General features: G+C 37.8%; 22 protein-coding genes. 11 read left to right on the forward strand and 11 right to left on the reverse strand.

All coding sequences use genetic code 11. The features are described 5' to 3' along the window. Positions 1-21 precede the first annotated feature (21 nt). The 3 genes from RCZ04_RS06805 to speB all read left to right on the forward strand — a co-directional run bounded on the left by RCZ04_RS06805 (position 22) and on the right by speB (position 2,358). On the forward strand, positions 22-927 hold the full coding sequence (locus tag RCZ04_RS06805; RefSeq protein WP_460485244.1) for a YitT family protein: 906 nt from the start codon (positions 22-24) through the stop codon (positions 925-927). A 55-nt stretch (positions 928-982) separates the two neighbouring features. Beyond that, positions 983-1,351, forward strand: a complete 369-nt coding sequence (locus RCZ04_RS06810; protein ID WP_460485245.1) for a DUF4293 domain-containing protein — start codon at positions 983-985, stop codon at positions 1,349-1,351. Between the two features lie 101 nt (positions 1,352-1,452). Next, positions 1,453-2,358 (forward strand): agmatinase family protein, encoded by a 906-nt coding sequence (gene speB / locus RCZ04_RS06815; RefSeq protein WP_460485246.1) that lies wholly within the window; start codon positions 1,453-1,455, stop codon positions 2,356-2,358. Between the two features lie 58 nt (positions 2,359-2,416). Here the strand turns inward: speB and idi are convergent, their stop codons facing one another. From idi to RCZ04_RS06835, 4 genes are all read right to left on the reverse strand, one after another. Further along, on the reverse strand, positions 2,417-2,935 hold the full coding sequence (gene idi / locus RCZ04_RS06820) for an isopentenyl-diphosphate Delta-isomerase (RefSeq protein ID WP_460485248.1): 519 nt from the start codon (positions 2,933-2,935) through the stop codon (positions 2,417-2,419). Positions 2,936-2,953: 18 nt separating this feature from the next. Continuing rightward, complete coding sequence (locus RCZ04_RS06825; RefSeq protein WP_460485249.1) at positions 2,954-3,469, reverse strand: DUF192 domain-containing protein; 516 nt, start codon at positions 3,467-3,469, stop codon at positions 2,954-2,956. 61 nt (positions 3,470-3,530) lie between these two features. Beyond that, the gene (gene lgt, locus RCZ04_RS06830; RefSeq protein WP_460485251.1) at positions 3,531-4,490 is read right to left on the reverse strand and encodes a prolipoprotein diacylglyceryl transferase; all 960 of its coding nucleotides are present in this window, start codon (positions 4,488-4,490) and stop codon (positions 3,531-3,533) included. A gap of 517 nt (positions 4,491-5,007) precedes the next feature. Further along, positions 5,008-5,376: a helix-turn-helix transcriptional regulator gene (locus tag RCZ04_RS06835; protein WP_460485253.1), complete on the reverse strand. Its 369-nt coding sequence runs from the start codon at positions 5,374-5,376 to the stop codon at positions 5,008-5,010. Between the two features lie 163 nt (positions 5,377-5,539). Between RCZ04_RS06835 and RCZ04_RS06840 the strand changes: the two genes are divergently transcribed. The 8 genes from RCZ04_RS06840 (at position 5,540) to RCZ04_RS06875 (ending at position 14,836) form a co-directional block, all read left to right on the forward strand. Next, a complete protein-coding gene (locus tag RCZ04_RS06840; protein WP_460485254.1) occupies positions 5,540-6,691 on the forward strand; it encodes a collagen-like protein in 1,152 nt (383 codons plus the stop codon). Positions 6,692-6,757: 66 nt separating this feature from the next. Next, on the forward strand, positions 6,758-7,405 hold the full coding sequence (locus RCZ04_RS06845) for a hypothetical protein (protein WP_460485255.1): 648 nt from the start codon (positions 6,758-6,760) through the stop codon (positions 7,403-7,405). 24 nt (positions 7,406-7,429) lie between these two features. Continuing rightward, entirely contained in the window at positions 7,430-7,957 is a 528-nt protein-coding gene (locus RCZ04_RS06850; RefSeq protein WP_460485257.1) for a DUF1643 domain-containing protein, read from the forward strand. Positions 7,958-8,311: 354 nt separating this feature from the next. Then, on the forward strand, positions 8,312-9,241 hold the full coding sequence (locus tag RCZ04_RS06855; RefSeq protein WP_460485479.1) for an ABC transporter ATP-binding protein: 930 nt from the start codon (positions 8,312-8,314) through the stop codon (positions 9,239-9,241). 152 nt (positions 9,242-9,393) lie between these two features. After that, complete coding sequence (locus RCZ04_RS06860) at positions 9,394-10,668, forward strand: ABC transporter permease (protein ID WP_460485258.1); 1,275 nt, start codon at positions 9,394-9,396, stop codon at positions 10,666-10,668. Between the two features lies 1 nt (position 10,669). Beyond that, complete coding sequence (ppk1, locus tag RCZ04_RS06865; protein ID WP_460485259.1) at positions 10,670-12,775, forward strand: polyphosphate kinase; 2,106 nt, start codon at positions 10,670-10,672, stop codon at positions 12,773-12,775. Beyond that, entirely contained in the window at positions 12,776-14,449 is a 1,674-nt protein-coding gene (gene menD / locus RCZ04_RS06870; RefSeq protein ID WP_460485260.1) for a 2-succinyl-5-enolpyruvyl-6-hydroxy-3-cyclohexene-1-carboxylate synthase, read from the forward strand. It begins immediately after the preceding gene. Positions 14,450-14,488: 39 nt separating this feature from the next. Then, positions 14,489-14,836 carry a DUF2853 family protein gene (locus tag RCZ04_RS06875; protein ID WP_460485261.1) on the forward strand — a complete coding sequence of 116 codons (348 nt, stop codon included), beginning with the start codon at positions 14,489-14,491 and terminating at the stop codon, positions 14,834-14,836. A 106-nt stretch (positions 14,837-14,942) separates the two neighbouring features. Here RCZ04_RS06875 and priA read toward each other — a convergent pair whose 3' ends face one another. From priA to RCZ04_RS06910, 7 genes are all read right to left on the reverse strand, one after another. Continuing rightward, positions 14,943-17,396, reverse strand: a complete 2,454-nt coding sequence (priA, locus tag RCZ04_RS06880) for a replication restart helicase PriA (protein ID WP_460485262.1) — start codon at positions 17,394-17,396, stop codon at positions 14,943-14,945. Beyond that, the gene (locus RCZ04_RS06885) at positions 17,396-18,307 is read right to left on the reverse strand and encodes a YihY/virulence factor BrkB family protein (protein ID WP_460485264.1); all 912 of its coding nucleotides are present in this window, start codon (positions 18,305-18,307) and stop codon (positions 17,396-17,398) included. Before RCZ04_RS06885 ends, priA begins: the two co-directional genes overlap by 1 nt. A gap of 228 nt (positions 18,308-18,535) precedes the next feature. After that, on the reverse strand, positions 18,536-18,979 hold the full coding sequence (locus RCZ04_RS06890; protein WP_460485265.1) for an SMI1/KNR4 family protein: 444 nt from the start codon (positions 18,977-18,979) through the stop codon (positions 18,536-18,538). 50 nt (positions 18,980-19,029) lie between these two features. Further along, positions 19,030-19,695, reverse strand: coding sequence for a uracil-DNA glycosylase (gene ung / locus RCZ04_RS06895; RefSeq protein ID WP_460485266.1), 666 nt, complete (start codon positions 19,693-19,695; stop codon positions 19,030-19,032). 6 nt (positions 19,696-19,701) lie between these two features. Next, positions 19,702-20,457: a DUF6261 family protein gene (locus tag RCZ04_RS06900; RefSeq protein ID WP_460485267.1), complete on the reverse strand. Its 756-nt coding sequence runs from the start codon at positions 20,455-20,457 to the stop codon at positions 19,702-19,704. A gap of 477 nt (positions 20,458-20,934) precedes the next feature. Continuing rightward, a complete protein-coding gene (locus RCZ04_RS06905; RefSeq protein ID WP_460485268.1) occupies positions 20,935-23,106 on the reverse strand; it encodes a MutS2 family protein in 2,172 nt (723 codons plus the stop codon). After that, the gene (locus tag RCZ04_RS06910) at positions 23,107-23,703 is read right to left on the reverse strand and encodes a lipoprotein signal peptidase (protein WP_460485269.1); all 597 of its coding nucleotides are present in this window, start codon (positions 23,701-23,703) and stop codon (positions 23,107-23,109) included. It lies immediately after the preceding gene. Positions 23,704-23,713 lie beyond the last annotated feature (10 nt).

The raw sequence follows: 23,713 nt of genomic DNA on the forward strand, positions 1-23,713 counted from the left end.
TTCATTTAAAATCTTATAGTGATGGCTATATCCGAGAGTAGAACTATTAAATACTTAAAATCTTTTTACCTAAGAGATTATCTTACCATATTTGTGGGTTTGGTGCTATATGCCGTAGGTATTACAGGCTTTATTATTCCTAATAAGATTGTAACTGGAGGATTGGCAGGTATCTGCTTAATCATCAATTATAAAACAGGTATAGAAATAGCGATTTCTTATTGGACTATCAATATCATACTTTTGCTCATAGGGTTTAAGGCGGTGAGCAAACAGTTTACTTATCGCACTTTTCTTTCTATTTCAATACTTTCATTATTTCTTTGGTTGGGTAGGCAATACCTAATGCCTTACTTTTCAGAACACCCACCATTGAGTGATGATTTCCTTACTGTGATTATGGGAGGCTTGCTCTGCGGTACCGGCTTAGGCTTAGTGTATTCGGCTAACGGAAGTACAGGAGGTACTGATATTATTGGTTTTGTACTTACTAAATATTGGAATATGAGCATTGCGCGCATTCTATTAGTGGTAGATGTATGTATCGTACTCTCTTCTTTCTTCATTTTGGAACACAAAGAAGACACGCTTGAAAAAACTATCTATGGCCTTATTCTTTTACCGCTGATGTGGCAAATGGTGGAAATTGTTATCAATGGGGCGCGACAATCTGTACAGTTGTTTATTTTTTCAAAACACTACGATGAGATAGCTAACCATATCAATAGTGAATTAAAACGTGGTTGTACTATTATAGATGGGATAGGTTGGTACTCTAAATCATCACAAAAAATAGTGATTGTAATCGCTCGTCGTACAGAATCCACTTCTATATTCCGATTGGTGCGCAGTATTGACCCTGCTGCCTTTGTGACCAAGACGAACGTAATGGGTGTATATGGTAATGGCTTTGATAAATTGAAATAAATTTTTTAGTTTAAGTGAAAAATAGTATATTTGCACACTTGAAAAACAATAACAGATGATTCAGAGAATACAAACTGTTTATATGCTGATAGTTGCGATAGTAGCAGCACTTCCTATCCTCTTTGGATTAGATATATTGAGAACGATCCTCTTTGTGCTCTCAGCAGTATTGGCTATCTACAGCATTTTCAAATTTAAGAAAAGAAGTGTTCAGCAGTGGCTTAACTGGCTGAACGTCCTTATAAATTTTACTTTACTAGGAATATTTGTATATCGAATGCTAAATTCACCTGGAGAAAGTTTTATTTCTGAGAAAGGTGTTGGGGTTTTCGTACCCGTGCTTTCTATCGTTTTTTTGTTTATGGCCAACAAGGCTATTAGGCGGGACGAGAAACTCGTAAAATCTGCTGACCGATTGCGATAGACCTATAATCTTAGTAGTGTTGTGCGTTAAAAAAATCCTAAGTGCGTAAACTTAGGATTTTTTTATTACCTTTGCGCACTATTTATTAAATAAGTTGAACTATGGAAAGAACGTATGCAGGTATTCCAGCAGAAAATGCAACACTGGAAAATGCTAAAGTAATGTTAGTAACTGTACCTTATGATGGTACCTCTACTTGGGGCAAAGGAGCTGACAAAGGTCCTGAATTGTTTTTAGATGCCTCAGAAAATATGGAACTCTACGATATCGAAACTGATACCGAACCATACCTCAATGGGGTATATTTAGCAGGTGAAGTAAGCGAAAATAGCTCACCTGAAGCTATGACACAAGCAGTGTATGAGAAAACAAAAGAACTATTGAAAAATGAAGGTAAGCTCTTTACATTATTCGGGGGAGAGCACTCTGTGTCTATTGGGTCTATACGTGCCGTAGGTGAAAAGTATGAAAAACTCACAGTATTGCAACTTGATGCCCACACTGATTTGCGCCCTGAATATCACGGTTCGACCTCTAATCACGCTTGTGCTGTGTTTGAAGCTAACCAGAAACACAAATTGGTACAAGTAGGCATACGCTCAATGGATGCTGAAGAAAAACAATATTTACCTAAAGGGCGCGTGTTCTTTGCTCACGAAATAGCTAAAAACAAAGAGTGGATTGATGATGTACTCGACAAAGTATCGGGAAATGTATACATTACTATTGATTTAGACGCTTTTGACCCTGCTATTGCACCATCTACAGGCACTCCTGAACCAGGAGGATTACAGTGGTATCCTACGCTCAAGCTCTTGCGCAAAGTGTTCAAGAAGTGCAATGTGGTAGCGTTTGATATTGTAGAACTAATGGATAGTCCACAGGCAAAACCTACCGCTTTCTTAGCAGCTAAATTATACTACAAGATGTTAGCTTACTATTTCAAGTATCAAAGTAAGAAAAAAGTTAGTAAAGGTGTAGAGATGGACTTTATTAAGAAGGGATAAAATCAATTAATATAAATGACAAAAGAGGCTTTTTGATTTTTCAAAAAGCCTCTTTTGTTTATCCTTTTAGTACTTGATGTAAGAACTTATCGAAAATAATCTTAAACCATTCGGTATACCGATGTGGATGCTTTGCAATATCTTCTTTTATGTTTTCTGGAAGTTCCCAACGCCAATCGGTTACTTCTTTAGGGTTGATAGTAGGGGAGGCGTTATAGTATCCTATGAGAATATGGTCGAGTTCGTGCTCTGTAAGCCCGTTATCAAAAGGGGCTTTATAAATAAAACTCAATATATCGGTAAGTTCTGTAACAAAGCCCATTTCTTCTTGTAGACGACGTTTACCTGCTTCAATAGTAGTCTCTCCTTGACGTGGATGACTACAACAAGTGTTCGTCCACAAGTTAGGTGAATGGTATTTATCGGCTGCCCTTTGTTGTAACATAATCTCCCCTTTATCATTAAGTATAAATACTGAAAAAGCCCTATGTAGTACTGCTTTTTGATGCGCTTCTAACTTTGGCATCAAGCCTATAGGAGTGTCGTGTTCATCTACTAAAATTACTTGTTCTTCCATATTTACAAATAGGAGTGCTTATTTTACTTCCATTCTATCGCCTTTTTCAATGCCCCATTTATCGGACAATCCTCCATTGATTTCTAATACATACATAGCAGGTTTCTCTGAGGGTAAAGAAGTTTCGTCGTATGGGCGAGCGTTTTTAGCTATACTTACTACCTTTTTATCTTTATCTAAATAGATAATATCCAATGGTATTTCAGTATTTCTCATATAAAAAGAGCGGGGAGCTTCTTCTGGAAAGATGAACCACATTCCTTGATTTTCGTCCATTGAAGAGCGGTACATTAGTCCTAAGGCGCGTTCCATATCGTTCTTAGCAAACTCAACATCAATAGTTTTAATAAGGCTATCGTTTTTAAAGATAGAGAGTTCACCGTCTTGAGTAAAATCAATATCCTGAGGAGTGATTTCTATTTCTTGCACTCTATTGCTTTCATTAGAGAAGAAGCGAGGTAAGATAAGGGCGATAGCGGCTAAGGCTACCAATGCTAAGGCTACAGTTACAAAGTGTTTTCTAAAAAAATGCATTTTAATTATAAAATTTAAATGTAAACTCTAAGTAAGTTATAAAATGTTTACAAAGTTAATATTAAAGCTTGTGTGTTTTGGTGCGATTTCTGAATAACAAGTAGAAACCTACCAAGATAAATGGAATACTGAGCCACTGACCTGTAGAGAACAAGCCCAGAGAGCTTTCAAAACCACCTTGACTTTCTTTTACAAATTCGACTGCAAAACGGATACTCCACAAGCACACCAAGAAAAGTCCAAAAATGAAGTAAGGCTGGTCTTTTTTATCAGTTTTCCAATACACGTACCACAGTACCCAAAACAGGCAGAAATAGCCAAAGGCTTCGTATAATTGGGCAGGGTGTTGGTAAGGGATAGAAGCTAAAATATCAGTATAACGAGGGTCGTGAGCAATGAGTTTATAAGCAGTTTGAGGGTCGGTTTGTTCAGTAATAGCCATTGCTCGATGCGGTGAGATAGCTCCTCCTTGTACAAACTTGACCCCTAACGGATAGGTATTGCTTACTATTTTGCCGTTGATTTCGGAATTGAAAAAGTTACCAAAGCGCACGAACATACCTCCGATAGTAATAGGAATTACTACGCGGTCTAATATCCACGATAGGCTGATATCTTTATACTTACGCACATATAATATCATTGCGATAATAATACCCACAGCAGCTCCGTGACTTGCCAAGCCCGAAAAGCCTGTAAGTTCCCAACCACCACCGGGTTTTTCTTTAATAGGCAGGAAAATTTCCAGCAAGTGGTCTTTAAAGTAATCCCAATTGTAGAAGAAGCAATCGCCCAGACGTGCGCCTACTAAGGTGGCTATAGCAGTATAGACGAACAAAGTGTCGAGCTGTTGTACTGTTTTACCTTCGTTGAGGTATATTTTTTTAGTGAGATACCACCCCAAGCTAAAAGCCACGATAAACATCAAGCTGTAATAACGCAATGAAAAAGTGCCTATAAAAGGTAAGTTTATAGAGGCAAGAATCTCATTAGAATTCCATATAAAATTTAAAGCAATCATTAGTATTTATTTTTGAGATGCAAAGGTACGATTTTTATTTAAAACGACAAGTTATTTATAAAATTAATACCGAGCTAATGCCAATAATGCTAATAATACCGAAGTTAATACTATAAATACCAATAATGCTAATAATGATGGTTGAGTGAATAGAATAGGGCAGATTGGGGCTTGAAGTAGCAAGCTGAAATATGCTGAATTTTTTCTGTTAAAGAATGTTAAACACATTAGATTTTTTAAATTTATACCACAAGGTCTTATTTTGAAGCTCAAAAACACAAAGCGTTGATAAACAACATATTGTTTAAAATTTTATCTTTTACTTTTGAGCCATCTCAACCGAAGGAAGAGCGAAGGTAAGGCGAAGGTAAACCGAAGCTAAGGCGAAGCTAAGCCCTTAGTATTCTGTATATCAATTCATAAAAAGGGTTTTTTCAGTTATTGAATAAAAAGTGTTAAAATGGGGAATATTGCGAGAAAAATGCAAAAAGTTTGCGGTATAACTATAAACTATTGTTTACTGTTTATTAAGCTGATTTCTTAAAAAAGCAATTTCTTCCTCTTTCATAGCAATAATACGCTCATACAACTTTCTTTCTTCCTCAAAGCTTTGTTTATTATAGATTAGATCTCCTCCTTTATTTTTTGTAGCTGTATCATTAAAGTTATTATGAAGTACACTACCTCCTTCGTACTCAAAAATCTCAGGCAGAGAGGTATCTAATATCTTTATAATTTCAAACAGACGCTCTACCGTAAGTTGTGTTTTCCCGTTCTCAATACTGCTATAAGCGCGCTGAGAGATATTCAGTTGAGCTGCTACAAATTCTTGCTTGTAGTCTTTAGCCTCTCTAATTTTTCTTATTTTATCGTGATAATCGTACATATAGAAACAATTTTTCTGCAAATGTACAAAATATTTCTAACATAGAAGTAAAAAGTACTAAATATTTTTACAAAAAGCACGTACTTTGCCACCAGAAAATAAGGCAGAGCCCGAAAAGCCTGTAAGAGAGTAGGGATAGCAATTATAATTTTTTATTAAACAAATGAGAAAAGTAATTTTAATGGCAGTAGCTGTATTAGGACTACTGACTGCAAGCAGTTGTAAAAAAGAGACTGAAACTATTATTGAAAGAGTAGAGGTGCAAAAAGGGAATCTTATTCTCTCAGGTATGGGTGCTCCCGATGCTTCTTTAGGAAGCGTAGGTGATTATTACTTAGACCTTTCTAATTCTAATCTCTACGGAGCCAAAACCGCACAAGGCTGGGGAGCTCCTATCAGCCTCAAAGGTATACAAGGTGATAAGGGAGAGAAAGGTGACAAGGGAGAGAAAGGTGACAAGGGAGATACCGGTGCTACAGGTCAAAAAGGAGACAAGGGCGATAAAGGTGATACTGGAGCCACTGGTCAGAAAGGTGACAAAGGACAAAAGGGTGATACTGGAGCTACGGGACAAAAAGGCGACAAAGGAGAGCAAGGAACGCCTGGGCAAAATGGTTCTAAAATCTATACAGGTGCAGGAGCTCCCACAAGCAATATAGGTATGGTTGGTGATTGGTATATTGACAGCCAAAACAAACGACTATATGGTCCTAAAGAAGCCAGTGGTTGGAATAGTGAGTATATTCCTCTTACTGTAAGTTCAGAAATACGAGACTCTGACTATGTATTAAGTGAAGATAAGAAACAGCTAATAAAGTGGCTAAATAAAGGTGTTCGAAAAATAGATATGAATAATGTACCTGAATTGAGAAATATTGTGGGTATTTATTTGGATACAGAGGGTACTATCGAATATTGTTTTCAGAATTGTACCGAATTAGAAAGCATTATTATAGGAGACAATGTTCTCTATATTCAAAACAATGCTTTTGCAGGTTTAAAAAAACTAAAAACAGTAGTTTTGAGTAATAAAGTACAATCAATAGCAACAGGTGCTTTTTTTGGTTGTACAGGTTTAACAACCCTTACATTCCCTAAAAGCATAAAAACATTTGGTGGTAGTGCTTTTGAAAAGTGTACTAACTTAAGAACATTCATTATAAAAGCAGAAACTCCTCCAGGAATAAATGCTTACCCAACATTATTTTCAGATGGTGCTGTACCCACAATTTATGTGCCTGCAAATAGCGTAGAGACCTATAAGAAAGCAGAGGGGTGGAAACGATACGCTAACAAAATTCAAGCAATACCTTAAAAACAAACCCAAGGCGGAACCCGAAAAGCCTGTAATAGAGTAGGGAATATTAAAAAACTAAACCAAATGAGAAAACAATTTTATTTTACTTTGCTATTTTGCTTTGCAACATTTCTCTTGTCAGCACAGAATGAAGAAACTGAAGAAGTAAATGAAAGCAATAATGAAATACCACGCGGAATACTTCAAGATGAAGTTTCTAATAGTACTGATGAAGATAAGATGTTTTATGATACTATCGTAAAGCAAAATAATATTGCATCTACAGAAAATCACCATAAAAACACTAAAAAACAGGAAAAAAACAAGGTAAAAAAAGAAAAAAACTCTACCATTCAGCCATTACAAAATGATACACAAGCAAATCCTGCTAAAGAAGAACCAAAATCCAAAGGGGCTGGTTGGGTACTTATCAAATGGATAGGCATTATTTTAGGTACTATAATCTTACTTTTTATTATCTCTGATAGGTATTCTAAAAAATGTCGTTCTTGTGGAAAATGGAATGCTATGGTTCGATATCATACAAAAATAGTAGGTAGAAGAAGAACTGTAATAACAGAAATTAGAAAAACGAGAAACGGCGAAGGTAAAGTTATCCGAACTCAAGAAGTAGATGTACCTGCTACTGTCACTGATTATGAAGTTCATCGTAGATGTAAATATTGTGGACACAAAGATGTTATCACAGAAACTGAAACAAAGAAAAACTAATTACAAATTTTATAAAAAGAACTTATGGCAAATTTAAAGTATGCTCCGACACATTGTGAGCAAACGGGAACAGAGCAAGGCGATTACCGCTTTTATATTGAACAAGCTGGCGATAAAATGCTTTTTGTGGTAGGTTTAAACCCCAGCACTGCAAATGACAAAGTAGCCGATAGAACAATGACTCGTGTATTACAGTTTGTAGAAAAAGCAGGGTATAACGGCTTCGTAATGCTTAACTTATCAGCAAGACGACAAACCGACAAACACCAATTACCTGCTCAACAAGAGGAAGCACAACACCAAAAGGCTTTGGACTTCATCAAAAAGTTAGGGAATAAATACCCTATTGCTGATGTGCTATTGGCTTTTGGTAATGATATTGTTTTACGCCCTTACCTAAAAAGCAATCTTATAGACATTGTAAATACTTTGGGTAAAAGAAACTTCCTGCAAATAGGAAAACTCACTGCCAAAGGCTATCCTCGTCACCCTTTGTACGCTTCAGGAAGTTTTACATTAGAGCCCTATAACACTGAAAAACTCAAAAAATAGTACTTTCCAAGTAGTTTTTGTTTGATTAAATATTATAACCGTAAAAGAGCTCTATTCATCTAAGATTCTTAGATGTTTTGCTATGGAGAGACTTTTTATATATGGTTGGAAGTATTAATCTTTGATGAATAGTGAAAGATATTTTTTGTTATATTGAAAATCATTAAAATAGTAAAAACCTCCCCCTGCCCCCTCAGAGAGGGGGAATGTGTGAAGGTCATCGTATATTGGGCACTAATAAAAATGAACAGGTTATTACGATAGCCTGTTTTTTTATTTGCTTTTCATTTTGAATTGCTATATCTTTGCACTTTGAAATTAACCATAAACCGTTTATTATTTATCATTATCACTATGCTAAAAATAGAACATATCAGTAAACAATATGGCGATTATACCGCGCTTGACGATGTGTCGCTACATATCCCGAAAGGGAGTATCTTTGGTCTGCTGGGACCTAATGGGGCAGGAAAAACCTCACTGATACGTATTATCAACCAAATTGTATTGCCCGATGCGGGTAAGGTGTTCTTCGACGGAGAACTGTTACAACCTAAGCATACGGCACAAATAGGCTATTTACCCGAAGAGCGTGGTTTGTACAAAACGATGAAGGTAGGTGAGCAGGCTTTGTATTTAGCACAACTGAAAGGATTGAGCAAGGAAGAAGCTAAGGAGCGACTTAAATTTTGGTTTAACCGCCTTGATATTGGCGATTGGTGGCACAAAAAAGTACAAGAGCTCTCCAAAGGTATGGCACAGAAAATACAATTTTTGGTAACTGTACTTCACAACCCTAAACTGCTGATATTCGACGAACCTTTTAGCGGTTTCGACCCCATTAATGCTAATATTATTAAGGATGAAATTCTATACTTACGGGAGCAAGGAGCAACGATTATCTTCTCTACTCACCGAATGGAATCGGTTGAAGAGTTGTGCGACCATATTGCGCTAATCAATAAATCACGTAAGATATTAGATGGTAAGCTTATCGACATTAAGAGGGCTTATAAAAACAACTTGTATGAAGTAGGTTTAAAAGTTGCTGAAGAGCAGAAAACAGCCCTCTTAGCTGAACTTAAAAGCCAATTTGAAGTGAGTGAGACAAATTTTAAAACGCTATATAACGAGTTAAAATTACATATCCAGAAGAAAGAGGGACAAACGGCTAACGATTTGTTGCAATACCTCACTACACGTGCCGAAGTAACGCATTTTGTAGAGTCTATCCCCTCAGTAGATGAGATTTTTATATCGACCATTAATAAATTGAAAGAATAGTATAAGATGTCTGAAAGCTTGTCTGCTATAACGGAGTAAGTGAATAAAGAGAGGGAAGGTTCTTTATTGAATATAGCTTTTTAACCCCCAAGAGGAGGAGCTGTAGCGACACAAAAGAGACTTTTAGATGGCACATAAATTGACAAATTAAGATGAAATACTTAGGAATTATTACTCGAAGAGAGTACTTGAATAAAATACGTAATAGGTCGTTTGTAATAATGACGTTTGTAAGTCCGCTGATAGTGGTTATCTTTGCGCTTGTGATTGGTTTTTTGACCAACGTAAACAATAAGAGCAAGGCTAAGGATATTGTGATTGTAGACGAAAGTGGACTCTATACCAACACTTTTGAGAATACCGAGACTATTCAGTACGAATATCTCAGCAATGTTTCACTCAAAGAAGCCAAAGCCGAAGTGTTGGCAAAAAGCAAATACGGATTGTTGTATATCCCTGATAAAGGCGACCAAAATATTGCTTTTTACAGTGAAGAGTCGCCTTCGTTATCGCTTACCAGTGAGCTTACTAATGCTATGGAGCGGACGCTCTTTCAGCATAACCTTACTAAAAAAGGGATTGACAAAAAGGAGATAGATGCTGCTAAAACGCATATAAGCATACAAATGGAGAATTTTACGGGAGAGAAGACCTCCGAGTTGGATAACGTAATGAAAATAACCATTGGAGGCATAGCGGGGTATCTTATTTTTATGTTTATCATCATCTATGGTAATATGATAATGCGCAGTGTGATAGAAGAGAAAACCAATCGCATTGTGGAAATCATTATCTCATCAGTTAAGCCTTTTGAACTAATGTTAGGCAGGATATTGGGTACTTCATTAGCAGGTCTTACCCAGTTTGCGATATGGATAGTTATAGGTGGTGTACTGTTGGCATTAGCACCCTCTTTCTTTGAAGTAAATACCTCTGCCCAAGCGGTACAAGGAGCGAGTAACGTGTCGGAAATCAACAATATAGTGGCTACCTTGTACCATTTCCCTTTTGCGGAAACCTTTGTGGTGTTCCTATTGTTCTTCATAGGAGGTTATTTGCTATACAGTTCGCTTTATGCGATGATTGGCGCAATGGTAGACAACGAAACTGACACACAACAGTTCCTAATGCCTATATTATTACCGCTAATATTAGCCTTTTATGTAGGTATGTTCTCAGTAATTGAAGAGCCTCACGGTACGATTTCGGTAGTGTTTTCATACATACCTCTCACTTCGCCCGTAGTAATGTTGATGCGCATACCGTTTGGGGTAGCGTGGTGGGAAGTACTGATTTCTCTCGTTATTTTGTATCTCACTTTCTTTGCAGTCATTAAATTAGCATCTAAGATATACCGCATTGGTATCTTGATGTACGGCAAAAAAGCTAGCTATAGAGAGGTGTGGAAATGGCTCAAAATGAAGTAAAATGAAGATAAAAAATCAATATATCAACCGCGAATTGAGTTGGCTAAAATTCAATGCACGCGTACTTCAAGAGGCAGCTGATGAGCGAGTGCCCCTATTGGAGCGTTTGCGTTTTGCGGGTATCTTCTCCAACAACTTAGATGAGTTCTTTAAAGTGCGTTATGCTACTGTAAAACGAGTGGCGATGAACGAAACCTCAGACAAAGAACTGGGGGTACACGCCAAAGAGCTCTTGGAAGAAATTACCAAAGAGGTAATACAACTACAAGAAGAGAGCTTGAAAATTATTGCCACTATTACCAAGGAATTGGAGAAAGAGCAGATATTTATAGTAGATGAAAAAACGTTATTACCTGAGCACGAATCCTTTGTAAATACCTATTTCTACGACAAAGTACGCCCCGCCCTCTTTACTATTATCCTTAACGATTTAGAGAAGTTCCCACAACTGAAAGACGATGTGGCGTATTTGGCAGTGAAAATGACCCTAAAAGAAGAAGACGAAAAAACCTCAGGAGTACAAAAGTTCTTTTCATCACGTGTTTATAAAGAAAAAATACAGTATGCCCTTATTGAGTTGCCTGCTACCCTCGACCGTTTTATAGAGTTGCCTCAAATAGGAGATAAGCATTATATTATTATGCTTGATGATGTGATACGCTTTTGCTTGCACAAGATATTTAACATTTTCAATTACGAATCGCTTACGGCAAATATGATTAAAATCACTCGTGATGCCGAGTTGGACATAGACGATGATTTGAGCAAGAGCTTTATCGAGAAACTCTCGACCAGTATAGAAGACAGACGCAAAGGCGAGCCGGTGCGCTTTGTGTACGACAAGATGATAGACAAGGACACCTTGCAATTTTTATTAGAGAAAATGGGTATTATGAAAACCGACAGCGTAATCCCAGGAGGGCGCTACCATAACCGCCGCGACTTTATGAACTTCCCCAGCTTAGGGCGTAAGGATTTGACATATGCCTCTATACAGCCACTACCTGTACAAGGACTCACCTCAGAAGAGAGTTTGCTAAAGAAAATTGCCGAAAAAGACTATTTGCAATACACGCCTTACCATACTTTTTCTAACATTATATGGTTTTTGAGGGAAGCTGCCCTTGACCCTAAGGTAAAATCGGTGAAAATAACCATTTATCGTTTGGCAAAGAACTCGCAAGTAGTTAATTCACTTATCAATGCAGTGAAAAATGGCAAACAAGTAACCGTACAGATAGAATTGCAAGCTCGTTTTGATGAAGAATCGAATATACGATATGCTGAACAGCTAAAAGCAGAAGGTGTAAAAGTCATCTTCGGCGTACGCGGACTGAAAGTACACAGTAAAATATGTGTGATTGAACGTAAAGAAGGTAAAGAACTGAAACGTTATGGATTTATCAGCACTGGTAACTTCAATGAAACTACTGCTAAAATCTATACTGATTATACGCTTTTTACTGCCAATCAGGAGATACTCAAAGAAGTGAACAAAGTGTTCAACTTCTTTGATGCCAACTACAATGTGCAAAAATTCAAGCATCTAATAGTGTCTCCACACTATACCAAAAAGCAACTCAAACACCTGATAGACGAAGAAATTAAGAATGCTAAGGCGGGCAAAGAGGCGTATATCAAACTGAAGATGAATAACATTACTAGCTACAAGATGATAGACAAACTGTACGAAGCCAGTCGTGCAGGGGTGAAAATACAAATGATTGTACGTGGTATTTGTTGCTTAGTTCCTGGTATTGAAGGAATGAGTGAGAATATTGAGGTGATTAGCATCGTGGATAAATTCTTAGAGCACCCACGTTTGTTTATTTTTGGTAACGGAGGCGACCCTAAAGTGTACATCTCTTCAGCCGACTGGATGACGCGCAATATTTCATTCAGAGTGGAAGTAGGTTGCCCTATTTACGACAAAGCAATACAGCAAGAGTTGATAGACACTTTTGAAATAAGCTGGGCAGATAATGTGAAAGCGCGCATCATCAACAAAGCGCAAGACAATATCTATCGCCCTCATACTACCCCGGCTTTGCGCTCACAGGTAGCCCTATATGAGTATTATCAGCATAAAAACAAGCTCACCGATTAAATGAAAAGACCTCAAATTAAGTTGGCTCAGCAAGTGATTGAAGCCTGCAAAACCAAACAAATCAAACATATTGTTATTTCGCCAGGCTCGCGTAATGCGCCACTGACGATTGGCTTTGCAAACGACCCTTACTTTAGTTGTTACAGCATCGTAGATGAGCGTTGTGCTGCTTTTTTTGCCTTAGGGATTGCCCAACAAAGACTTGAACCTGTGGCAGTGGTGTGTACTTCAGGCTCTGCCTTGCTGAACTATTATCCCGCTTTTTCAGAGGCTTTTTATAGCAATATACCTTTAGTAGTCATCTCAGCCGACCGTCCCTCAAACAAAATTGATATAGGCGACGGGCAAACTATACGTCAGGTAAATGTGCTGGCAAACCACAGTGGCTACAATGCCAATTTATCAGATGAGGAACACAGTGATAAGAGCAACTTTTACGAACTCAACAGAGCGCTGAATACCGCTATTGAGGAGCAACTCCCAGTACACATCAATGTGCCTTTTGAAGAACCTTTGTACCTTACGACTGAAGAGCGTTATACCTTTGACAATATTTCTGCAAAGACTCAAAAATCTATTGTAAATGAGGAAAAAGTAGCTGATTTTGCAAAAAGTTGGAACACGTCAGCTAAAAAGATGGTATTGGTAGGTGTGTTAGCCCCTAATAGTTTGGAAGCACAGTATATAGAGTGGCTTGCTCAAGACCCATCAGTATTAGTGTTTACAGAAACTACCTCGAACTTGCACCACTCGCACTTTATCCCTTATATTGACAAACTACTCACTTATACTGAAAAAGACTCGGGTTTAAAAGAAGCCTTACGCCCTGATTTGCTACTTACTTTTGGAGGCTTGGTAGTTTCTAAAAAGATAAAACAGTTCTTGCGCACCTTTAAGCCTACTTATCATTACAATGTAGATTTGCACAAAGAGTATGATTCTTATTTCTGTTTAACAGCAAGTTTTAAGGCAGATATCAACACTTTTTTAAGGGAAGTAACACCTAAATTAATTACGGTTACTTCTGACTATCAACAGCAATGGTTAGCGGTTAAAAACGAGATACAGCAAATCCATTTAGAGTATATCAGCCAAGTGCCTTTCTCCGATTTGAAAGTGTACAGTGAAGTATTCAGTAATATTCCTAATGATTATATTATACAGATAAGCAATAGTTCTGCAATTAGGTATGCCCAGCTGATGAAAGCTCACCCATCGTGGAAAGTGTTTTGTAATCGGGGTACCAGTGGTATCGATGGTAGTATGAGCACCGCTATTGGGGCTGCTGTAGGGAGCGCATCTCCCACAGTGTTTATTACAGGTGATTTGAGTTTCTTTTACGACAGTAATGCGCTTTGGAACAAATATATTCCGCAAGATTTTAGAGTGATTCTTCTCAACAATCAAGGAGGGGGAATTTTCAGAATACTACCTGGTGATAAAGCTGACCCTAACTTTGAATATTTTTTTGAGACGCCTCATAAGCTCACAGCAGAACATTTTTGTAAGATGTATGGTATTAGCTATCAGTTAGCAACCAATTTGTCTGATTTACAGAAAGATTTAAGTAATTTCTTCGAACTATCAGAAAGTCCTAAGCTGTTAGAAATCCAAACACCGAGAAAAATAAATGATAAAGTTTTGTTAAAATATTTTGAGGTATTGAAAAAATAACTACCTTTACCGCATTATTAATTTTAAATATAAAAAATTATGAGTAAACGCGATGAATTAATTGCTGTGTACACCCAAGATTTAAAAGAAAAATGTGGTGAAAAGAACCCAGATGTAGCGTTCTTGACAAAAGTAACTGTGGGCTTAGGTCCTTCTATCTACAACGCTGATGCGTCTAAAGTATCAGGCTCTGACCAAGCAGAGTTAGACCGTGTAAAACAAAACTTCCTAATCAAAAAATTAGGTTTGAAAGACGGTCCTGAGTTAGACAAAGCTATTGATGCTGTATTGGAAAAATACGGTAAATCAAACAGAAACAAGCACCGTGCAGTTGTTTATTATTTGTTGGCTAAACACTTCAAAAAAGAAAGTGTTTACAATAAATAGAAAAGATTTTGATAAAAATAAGAGGTTACCTTATTTGGTAGCCTCTTATTTTATTATATGGGAACTTCTTGAAGGAGTGTTTATATTAAAAAATAGTGAACCCAAACTATTCTACCAAGTAACTCACCCGAATGGCACGAAAATTACTGATAGCTTGAAAACTAATCTCTATTCGTTTAATCTGTTCCTTAGTACGATGTAAAGAAATAGCAGAAGGGTGTACTTTCACCAAAATATCTTTTAAATATTCATTCCTAATACGAGAAACAAGAGGAAACTCAGGACCTAAAACTTCTATTCCTTTCTGGGAGGCAAAAACTTCTCGAAGTGTGTTTGCAAACCATTCAGCCCCTTCATTTGTCTGACTAAAGTTATTGTTTTTCAGTGTTATTTTTATCATTTGTACAAATGGTGGATATAAAAATGATTGCCGTTCCTCTATTTGACTTTGATACATTCCTCTGAAATCGTTTTGTAATACTTGTTGTATTACGGGGTGCTGTGGATTATACGTTTGTATCAATACTTTTCCTCGCTTCGAACTTCTCCCTGCACGTCCTGACACTTGCAGTAAGAGCTGGAAACTGCGCTCGTATGCCCGATAATCGGGATAGTGAATTAACGAATCGGCATTCATTACACCTACTAGACCTATATTTTCAAAGTCTAAACCCTTAGAGATCATTTGGGTGCCTACTAATATTTGTGTTTCTTGTTGCTCGAACTTCGATAGTATCTTTTCATATCCATACTTACCATTAGTAGTATCCTGATCCATTCTGTCGATAGTTATTTTTGGGAAAAGCACTTCTAATTCTTTACTGATTTGCTCCGTTCCGAAGCCTTTCGTTCTTAAATCAACACTTCCACAAGCAATACAGGCTTTAGGCATAGGTATCGCATAACCGCAATAATGGCATCGCAACTGATTACTACTTTGGTGAAAAGTGAGACTTACATCACAATGCGGACATTGGGGCACTGTACCACAATGCATACACTGCACGATGGGAGCATAACCTCTTCTGTTTTGGAAAAGCAACACTTGTCTGCCTTGCGATAAAGTATTGGTAATTTCTTCTATTAACACGTCAGAAAAATGACCATTCATACGTTTGCGATGGTGCTTATCTTTGATGTCTATCAGCTCAATAATAGGAGGAAGAAAATCGGCGTAGCGTTTTGATAAGTATACAAATCCATACTTTTCAGTCTTCACATTGTGCATACTCTCCAATGATGGCGTTGCCGAACCCAGCAAAGTTTTAGCCTTGAAAATATTTGCCAACATAATAGCAGTATCCCGAGCTTGCATTCGAGGGGCTGGTTCAAACTGTCTGTAAGAACTATCGTGCTCCTCATCAATTACAACTAACCCTAATTGTTTGAAAGGCAAGTAAACTGATGAGCGAACACCTATAACTAATTGCGCTTTAGGGTTATTATGTAGTACATTATTCCAAACTTCCACCCGTTCGTTCGTACTATATTTAGAGTGATATACTGAGAGGCTCTTACCAAAATGTTGCTTCAATCGGTTAATAAGATGAACCGTTAAGCCGATTTCAGGAAGAAGGTAGAGCACCTGTTTTCCCGTCTTTAAATATTGGTCTATAAGTTCAATGTAAATTTCAGTCTTCCCAGAGGCAGTAACTCCTTGTAGAAGAACTGTGTTTTTAGTCTGAAACTGTTGTTGAATTTGATAAAGAGCTTCGTTTTGTACCTCGTTGAGTGTTTTCTTTTCCAAAACATCACTATCAGCAAAGCTAACACGGTCTTTCTGTAAGTAATATTCTTCAAAAATACCCTTTTCTATTACTGATTTTAGTACTGTTGTCGATACGTTAGCTTCTTCTAATAATTTTTCTGCTTTTAAAGGCAATATTTCTCTGTTGATATAATTAAAATAAGCCATTATCGACTTCTTTTGCTTTTCTGATCGTTTCAAAAGTTCTAAGGCTCTTTGCAAGCCTTCTTCGGTTTGATATTCAGAAGATAAACGAATGTATTTAATGAGTTTTGGCACATATTTCTCAAATATTCTCTCCGAAATGCGAGCAGCTCCTTTCTCTACCAAGCTCTTCATCACTTTCAGCGCCTTGTTTTTGGGAATTATCTTGCTTACCTCACTGCCTTTGAGGGCTGTTTTGTAATGTAAGGCTTCGTATACCTGCCACTCGTCATCGGTAAAAAGGTCTGAATTTAGTTCCTTTTCTGCAATTTCTATAATCGTTTCACTTTCTAATAAAAAGGCTGATGGCAAGGCGGCTTTTACAACCTCCCCTAAAGTGCACATATAGAAATCGGCTATCCACTGCCAATGTTCTATTTGTTCAGGAGTCACGATAGGCGTTTCATCTAAGATATATTCAATGTCTTTAGTGTCATAAGAAGGCTCAACCGTATGTATATGATGTACTATAGCCGTGTATACCTTCGATTTACCGAATGGAACAGCCACGCGCATTCCCATTTGTAAGAAATGCGCCTCGTTTTCATTAATACGATAAGTAAAAAGTTTAGAAAGCGGAAGTGGCAAGATTACATCTACGTAATACATCAGTCTTGTTTTTTAAGTTTCAAAAGCGAAGCATTCAGTTCAAACCCCAATAACAATATGTTAGCATTTAGCCATATATAAAGCAGGAAGATAAGCAATGCCCCGATAGACCCATACAGCTGGTTGTAGCGAGAAAAATTTTCGATATAAATACCGAACAAATAGGTTGTCACGCCAAACAATAACACAGTAAAGAGCGAACCTGCTGAAAAGAATTTACTTTCCCTGCCTTCAACTGTGCCGAAGTAAAACAGCAGTCCTGTACCAAAGTAGGTAATCAGTGCGACGAAAACTATTTTCGATATTTTAAGTAGCGTTTCATAATCGGTAATAAAATTGATTTTATCGAGGTAAGGCACTAAATACACTTCGTAATAAATGAATACAACCACAGCAAATAGAACAAGAAGTGCCAAAATAATTGCTACCATTAGGGCGTAGAGATATTGCTTGATATAAGTGCGTGTGATTTGCCGATGGTACGAATACTCAAACCCTCCAAAAATTGCCATAATACCATTGGTCATTAAGAAAATAGAGAGAAAAAACACCGAAGACAACAAGCCACCACGTTTTTTATCGGCGATATCGAAAAAAATATCTGAAAAGAAATCGTGCGTACCTGGGGGAAGCATATCTTCAATAAAAGCCCAAAAGTCTCCCTGGAAATTTTCGATAGGAATATAAGGGATTAAGTTTAAAATGAATAGCAAAAAAGGAAAGATTGCCAAGAAAAAACTATACGAGATAGCGCTCGCCCGATAGGTAAGTGCACCTCTAATAATCCCCACGGTATACAGTTCGAGCAAATCATACAATGAAAAAGCATTCTTAGCTAAAGGAACACTTTTCAAAAAGAGTACGAAATGCTTGATTATAGGTAGGTTCTGTATTCTTTCTTTTAATGTCATCAGTAGTTAGTTTTTTGGGAAAAGCATATTGCTTTTGGTTGATTTTCTTTCTTTGAGTCGCTCTTTTATTGTTCCGATAATCCAATATGGAATCACCAAGCATAAAAAGCATAGTAGCCAAAAACCAATTAGGAAAATGACTACAAAAAGGAGAAAACCCAAATATTGCTCAATGCTAAATGATAGAGAATATATGCTCATAACTTTTTTATATATTAAACAAAGTTACTATTTCAATATTATACTAAAAAACTGTTCTAAAAATTCTTGAAAGTTATTGGCATATAAATTATCTTCACTAGTCATATAGTCCCGAACGTAAACAGGATATTCATTAGCTTGACCAGCTTCTTCAATTTTAAAGAAATAAGTTTCTTCGTCCATCTCTAAGAAAGCCAATTCATCTTTTTGAAATAGATTATTTTGTAAATTTATTTGATAAGTATAATAAATATCACTATCGGCACCCTCTTGATATTCAGGCGGAGCAATAGTTTTAAATTCAATTCCAAAAACAGTGACAAATTCATAGTTTAATAACATCTCTTTATAACTATCGGGTAAAGGAAAGCCTAATTTTTTTTCCGCTTGCTCAATCCAAGTTATATTTATATAGTCTTTAGTTCCTACAGCTATTCTATCTTTATACTTTTCAATGATGGATTGTATCATTTTCTACAATATTATCACCTTATTATATTTTATCTTTTAATACTATCTAATTACCAGTTTATGGTTTCCTTCCCTACGGATGTAAGATAGGCATTAGCTTTGCTGAAATGTTTGTTACCAAACCAATAGCCTTTGTTTGCGCTCAGAGGGGAGGGATGACCAGAAGTGAGAATACAGTGTTTATTTGTATCGATAAGGCTTGTTTTCTTCTTAGCATAACCGCCCCATAACATAAACACTATATTGTTACAATGTGCTGAAACTGCTTTAATAACAGCGTCAGTAAAAGTTTCCCACCCTTTATTTTGGTGGCTACCAGCTTCGTTGGCTCTTACGGTGAGAGTGGCGTTCAGCAGCAAAACCCCTTGCGATGCCCAGCGCTCCAAATTGCCACTGATAGGGTAGGGGATACCCAAATCCTGCTCTATTTCCCTAAAAATATTAATAAGTGAAGGTGGGTGGGCAATGCCATCGTGTACTGAAAAGCATAAACCATTTGCTTGCCCTGCGCCGTGATAGGGGTCTTGCCCAATGATAACCACTTTCACCTTGTCCAGCGGACAATGGTCGAAAGCCGAAAATATTTGCTTTCCTTTTGGGTAACAGATATTTTCGGCATATTGTTGTTTCACATATTCAGTGAGCTGACTAAAATACGGCTTATTAAATTCTTCTTGCAATACCGCTTTCCAGCTGGGGTCTATTTGTACGTCCATTATCGGCTATGTATTAGCGTTCTCTTTATTTTTAGAGGCGGTAGCACTTGGCTTTCTGCGGGCAATCACATCAGCGTAATACTTCCTGCTGTTATTGATGACTTCCATCACTTTCTTGTAAAACGGTTCTTGTTTCACGCCCGATAGGGCAACAATGTAATTCACCATTTCTCGGTAATCATCAGCGAGTTCTTTGCGTAGCGGACGTATGTGATAGGCTTCTTTTTGCAAGGTTTGGAACGACCTGTGCGAAAAAAGTTCATCAAACGCCTTGTTAGATTTTTCCAGCTCACTTACAAACTCCTTAATCTGCAACGTTTTCACTGCATTTGCATAAGGTTCAGCTTTGAGCTGGGTAATGAGAGTTGTAAGGTCGCTGGTTTCTTCCTCATACGTTTCTTTTGAAACCTCTTTATAAGGGTCTATAAGCCTTTTTATGGTTTCAAAAGCTTTCTTCTTATCCTCCGTCTTCGCATATTTATAGGGGCGAATACTCAAACGCAAGGCACGCATATCGGTATCCCTCACGTGGTCGAGCTCAGCGAGTTTTTTGGTCTCTTCGCTGGAGCGGATTCTTTCCAATCCCTTTTCATAGGAAGGAATTTTGTTCCTCAACTTTTCAAAAAGAGCTTTAAAATCGGCGTCTGTTTCCAAGTTTAAATCGGTTTTACCGAAGTCTTCAAAAAAACGCACTACAAATTGTTTGAACTCAGCATTGTGTAGCCGAGCGAGGTCTAAATTTACCAGTTTTTCTTTTTTCATAATATATATTTAATATTTAAGGTTGTTAAACACTTTGTTATTATAACTCAGAGGTTGTCTAAAGAAATGAACCTCTCATTTTTATGCGACAAAATTACGAATTTCTTTTTTTATAGGCAAAATTATTTTCAAAGTTTTTTATTGACAAATATGAAAAACAGTATGATGTACAATATTTGTCGCTACATTCCCCCTTGAGGGGGGTGGGGGGGGGTTGCATTATAATTGTAATAGTTTACGCAGAAATACCTCCCACGTTCCCTCTCCAAAGGGGATAATCTATAAAAACATACTTTTCGATGACTTTATAAAGTTAAACTACTCAAAAAGTGGCTCGCTATTGATTTTATAAAGTTCGGCAATTCAAAAAGCGACTTTTTATTCACTTTAAAAAGATATAGAACTTAAAAAGTGATTGTATTTTGAACAATCACTTTTTTGAGATATTAATAAGGTGTCTTTTCAATAAGTTGAACTTTATCGAATTTTCTGTACGAGTTCCAATTCGTCCAAAGAAACAGAGGTAGTAAACGCCCCGTAATTTACTATGGCTTTGCCTTTTTCAATCTTATCGATACTTCCCACGCTCCGGCTGTCTTTAATGCGCACACGGTCGCCTATGGCAAGGGCGCGTTGTAGTTTTTCTTTTTCGGCGCGTTCTTGGGCAATGCGCTCTTTTTTCTCTTCTTTGCGTTGCTGGCGTATCGCCTCCATTTGCTTATGAACTTCTTCGGTAGTGGCTTTTTTCTCCTCTTTCTGCTTAATGCGTTCTTCTTTACTCACTTGTTTGCGCTTGGCGTTTTCCATTTCAATGAGTTTGAGAAATTCGGATACCAAAGGGCGACGCTTACCATCGTAAAAATAACGTTCAGCCAGCTGGTCTACCTTTGTACCTAAAGTAACCATTCGTTGGCTTTGGTCATAAAGTTCCTGATAATTTACGAGTTTGCTTTTTACTCTATCATTCAGTTCCTCCAAACGTTTGGCTTCTTCGCGGGCTTTAGTTTCCTCGTCTTTTAGTGTTTCGGCAGTCTTTTCCATTTTGGAGCGTTCTTTCTGCAATTTGGCGATAGTGGCATCAAAACGCACTTTTCCTTTCTCTATTTTTTTCTTAGCCCGATTGATGAGGCTGAACGGAATGCCATTTTTCTGCGCCACTTCAAAAGTGAAAGAGCTCCCCGCCTCGCCAATAATCAGCTTATAGATGGGCTCTAAGGTTTTGTCGTTGAACAACATATTAGCATTGGTAGCGTGGGGCAATTCGTCTGCCAACATTTTTAGGTTGGTGTAATGGGTGGTGATTACGCCAAAAGCCTTTCGGAGGTAGAACTCTTCTAAGAATATTTCAGCCAAAGCACCTCCTAATTCGGGGTCGCTTCCCGTTCCAAACTCATCTATCAAAAATAAGGTACGACTGTTGCACTTCTTGAGGAAGTAATTCATATTCTTGAGTCGGTAACTATAAGTGCTTAAATGGTTTTCAATAGATTGATTATCGCCAATATCGGTAAGGATACGCTCAAACAAACACATTTTAGACCAATGATGCACCGGAACGAGCATTCCACTTTGTAGCATTAATTGCAATAAGCCAATGGTTTTAAGCGTAATACTCTTTCCACCCGCATTAGGTCCCGAGATGACGATAATACGTTTTTCATCATTCAGTTCGATGGTTTGAGGGTAGGTAGTTACCCCTTTTTTAGTATTATTGAGCAACAATAAGGGGTGATAAGCATCGCGCAACAGCAGTTCTCGCTCCTCGCTGATTTCTGGCAAAAGGGCGTTCATTTGGTGGGCGTACTTGGCTTTAGCATAGATAATATCAATAGCCGTGATATACCGCTGATAGTCTTTCAGCAGTTCCGTAAACTCACTGATGAAGGCGGTAAGTTCTCTTAATATACGCTGGATTTCCTCTTTTTCGTCGTACAGAAGATTAGAGAGTTCGCGAGAGTAGATTTCGGTTTGTCGCGGTTCTATATACACTATGCTACCCGTTTTTGAGCTCCCCCATACGGTGCCCTGTACTTTCCGGCGGTACATCGCTTTCACTGCCAATACGCGGCGGTTTTCTACTATGGTCTCTCGGATATCATCGAGATAGTCGGCAGTGTTATATTCGGCAAGAGCACGGTTGAAACTCTCGTTGAGTTTTCCTTTCAAGGCGCTCAGCTCGCGACGTATATTGCCAAGCATAGGAGAGGCTTCGTTTTTTATCTCGCCGTACTTGTCTAACACTTTATCGATAGCGTTCAGGAGTTCGGTAGTATACTCGATACTATCAGCCGTTTCGAAAAGGGTAGGGTATAGCGTTTTGAACTTCTTAAAGAAGAGAATTTGAGAGTTTACAACCTCGCTAATACGATAAATCTTCCTAATACTCGACACTTCTAATAAGGCGTTTTCAATAGATAGGAGTTTAATTTCGGAAGTGATAGATTCGCAATAGTGTGAAGGGATTGTGTTGTTATTATCAAAAGACGATAGGTATTCATTGGTTTGATAAAGTGCCAAAAGCAGGCTGTCTTTATCGTTAAACGGCTGAATGCGCAGGGCGTACTTCTTGCCGAGATCTGTAAGGCAAAGGTCGGACAGGTGAGAGAGTACCACAGGGAACTCCAAATCTTCCAATGTTTTTGTATTCATTTAGTTTTTAGGAAATATCTTTTTGTGATATATAATCATTAGCCCCACTGCTATGCAAATGGCAGAATCTGCCACATTAAACACGGGCTCGAAGAAACGAAAGCGTTCGCCTCCCCAAATGGGTACCCAGCTGGGAAGTGTAGTATCAATAAGCGGGAAGTAGAACATATCCACCACTTTGCCGTGCAGGAGGGTTCCGTAAGGATTTTCGGCAAATAGGGTAGCAATGTTACCATAACTATGGTCGAAAATTATGCCGTAAAACACCGAATCGATGATATTGCCCAGTGCTCCTGCCAATATCAAAGAAATGCAAACGATAAGTATCTTGGGTTGCTGCTTTCTCACTGCCGACACCAGCCAATAGCCAATGCCCACCACCGCTACAATGCGGAAGAGGGTAAGAATGAGTTTGCCGTATTCACCGGGGATTTTAGTACCCCAAGCAGCCCCTTCGTTTTCTACAAAGTAGATTTGAAACCAACTGAAAACGGTTACGGCTTCGTTGAGGATAAAGTGTGTTTTGATGTATATTTTGCTCCATTGGTCGATGATAAGTACCAACAGGATAATGAGGATTGCGTGTTTTAATTTCATATTGTTTTTT

The sequence above is a fragment of the Capnocytophaga sp. HP1101 genome (assembly GCF_054772415.1).

Coding starts and splice junctions, on each gene's coding strand:
- ppk1 (WP_460485259.1), top strand. CDS start 10,670: ATGAAGATAAAAAATCAATATATCAACCGCGAATTGAGTTGGCTAAAA.
- RCZ04_RS06845 (WP_460485255.1), top strand. CDS start 6,758: ATGAGAAAACAATTTTATTTTACTTTGCTATTTTGCTTTGCAACATTT.
- RCZ04_RS06835 (WP_460485253.1), bottom strand. CDS start 5,376: ATGTACGATTATCACGATAAAATAAGAAAAATTAGAGAGGCTAAAGAC.
- RCZ04_RS06905 (WP_460485268.1), bottom strand. CDS start 23,106: ATGAATACAAAAACATTGGAAGATTTGGAGTTCCCTGTGGTACTCTCT.
- menD (WP_460485260.1), top strand. CDS start 12,776: ATGAAAAGACCTCAAATTAAGTTGGCTCAGCAAGTGATTGAAGCCTGC.
- RCZ04_RS06825 (WP_460485249.1), bottom strand. CDS start 3,469: ATGCATTTTTTTAGAAAACACTTTGTAACTGTAGCCTTAGCATTGGTA.
- RCZ04_RS06890 (WP_460485265.1), bottom strand. CDS start 18,979: ATGATACAATCCATCATTGAAAAGTATAAAGATAGAATAGCTGTAGGA.
- priA (WP_460485262.1), bottom strand. CDS start 17,396: ATGTATTACGTAGATGTAATCTTGCCACTTCCGCTTTCTAAACTTTTT.
- ung (WP_460485266.1), bottom strand. CDS start 19,695: ATGGACGTACAAATAGACCCCAGCTGGAAAGCGGTATTGCAAGAAGAA.
- RCZ04_RS06810 (WP_460485245.1), top strand. CDS start 983: ATGATTCAGAGAATACAAACTGTTTATATGCTGATAGTTGCGATAGTA.
- RCZ04_RS06850 (WP_460485257.1), top strand. CDS start 7,430: ATGGCAAATTTAAAGTATGCTCCGACACATTGTGAGCAAACGGGAACA.
- idi (WP_460485248.1), bottom strand. CDS start 2,935: ATGGAAGAACAAGTAATTTTAGTAGATGAACACGACACTCCTATAGGC.
- RCZ04_RS06910 (WP_460485269.1), bottom strand. CDS start 23,703: ATGAAATTAAAACACGCAATCCTCATTATCCTGTTGGTACTTATCATC.
- RCZ04_RS06860 (WP_460485258.1), top strand. CDS start 9,394: ATGAAATACTTAGGAATTATTACTCGAAGAGAGTACTTGAATAAAATA.
- lgt (WP_460485251.1), bottom strand. CDS start 4,490: ATGATTGCTTTAAATTTTATATGGAATTCTAATGAGATTCTTGCCTCT.
- RCZ04_RS06805 (WP_460485244.1), top strand. CDS start 22: ATGGCTATATCCGAGAGTAGAACTATTAAATACTTAAAATCTTTTTAC.
- RCZ04_RS06855 (WP_460485479.1), top strand. CDS start 8,312: ATGCTAAAAATAGAACATATCAGTAAACAATATGGCGATTATACCGCG.
- RCZ04_RS06885 (WP_460485264.1), bottom strand. CDS start 18,307: ATGACATTAAAAGAAAGAATACAGAACCTACCTATAATCAAGCATTTC.
- RCZ04_RS06840 (WP_460485254.1), top strand. CDS start 5,540: ATGAGAAAAGTAATTTTAATGGCAGTAGCTGTATTAGGACTACTGACT.
- RCZ04_RS06900 (WP_460485267.1), bottom strand. CDS start 20,457: ATGAAAAAAGAAAAACTGGTAAATTTAGACCTCGCTCGGCTACACAAT.
- speB (WP_460485246.1), top strand. CDS start 1,453: ATGGAAAGAACGTATGCAGGTATTCCAGCAGAAAATGCAACACTGGAA.
- RCZ04_RS06875 (WP_460485261.1), top strand. CDS start 14,489: ATGAGTAAACGCGATGAATTAATTGCTGTGTACACCCAAGATTTAAAA.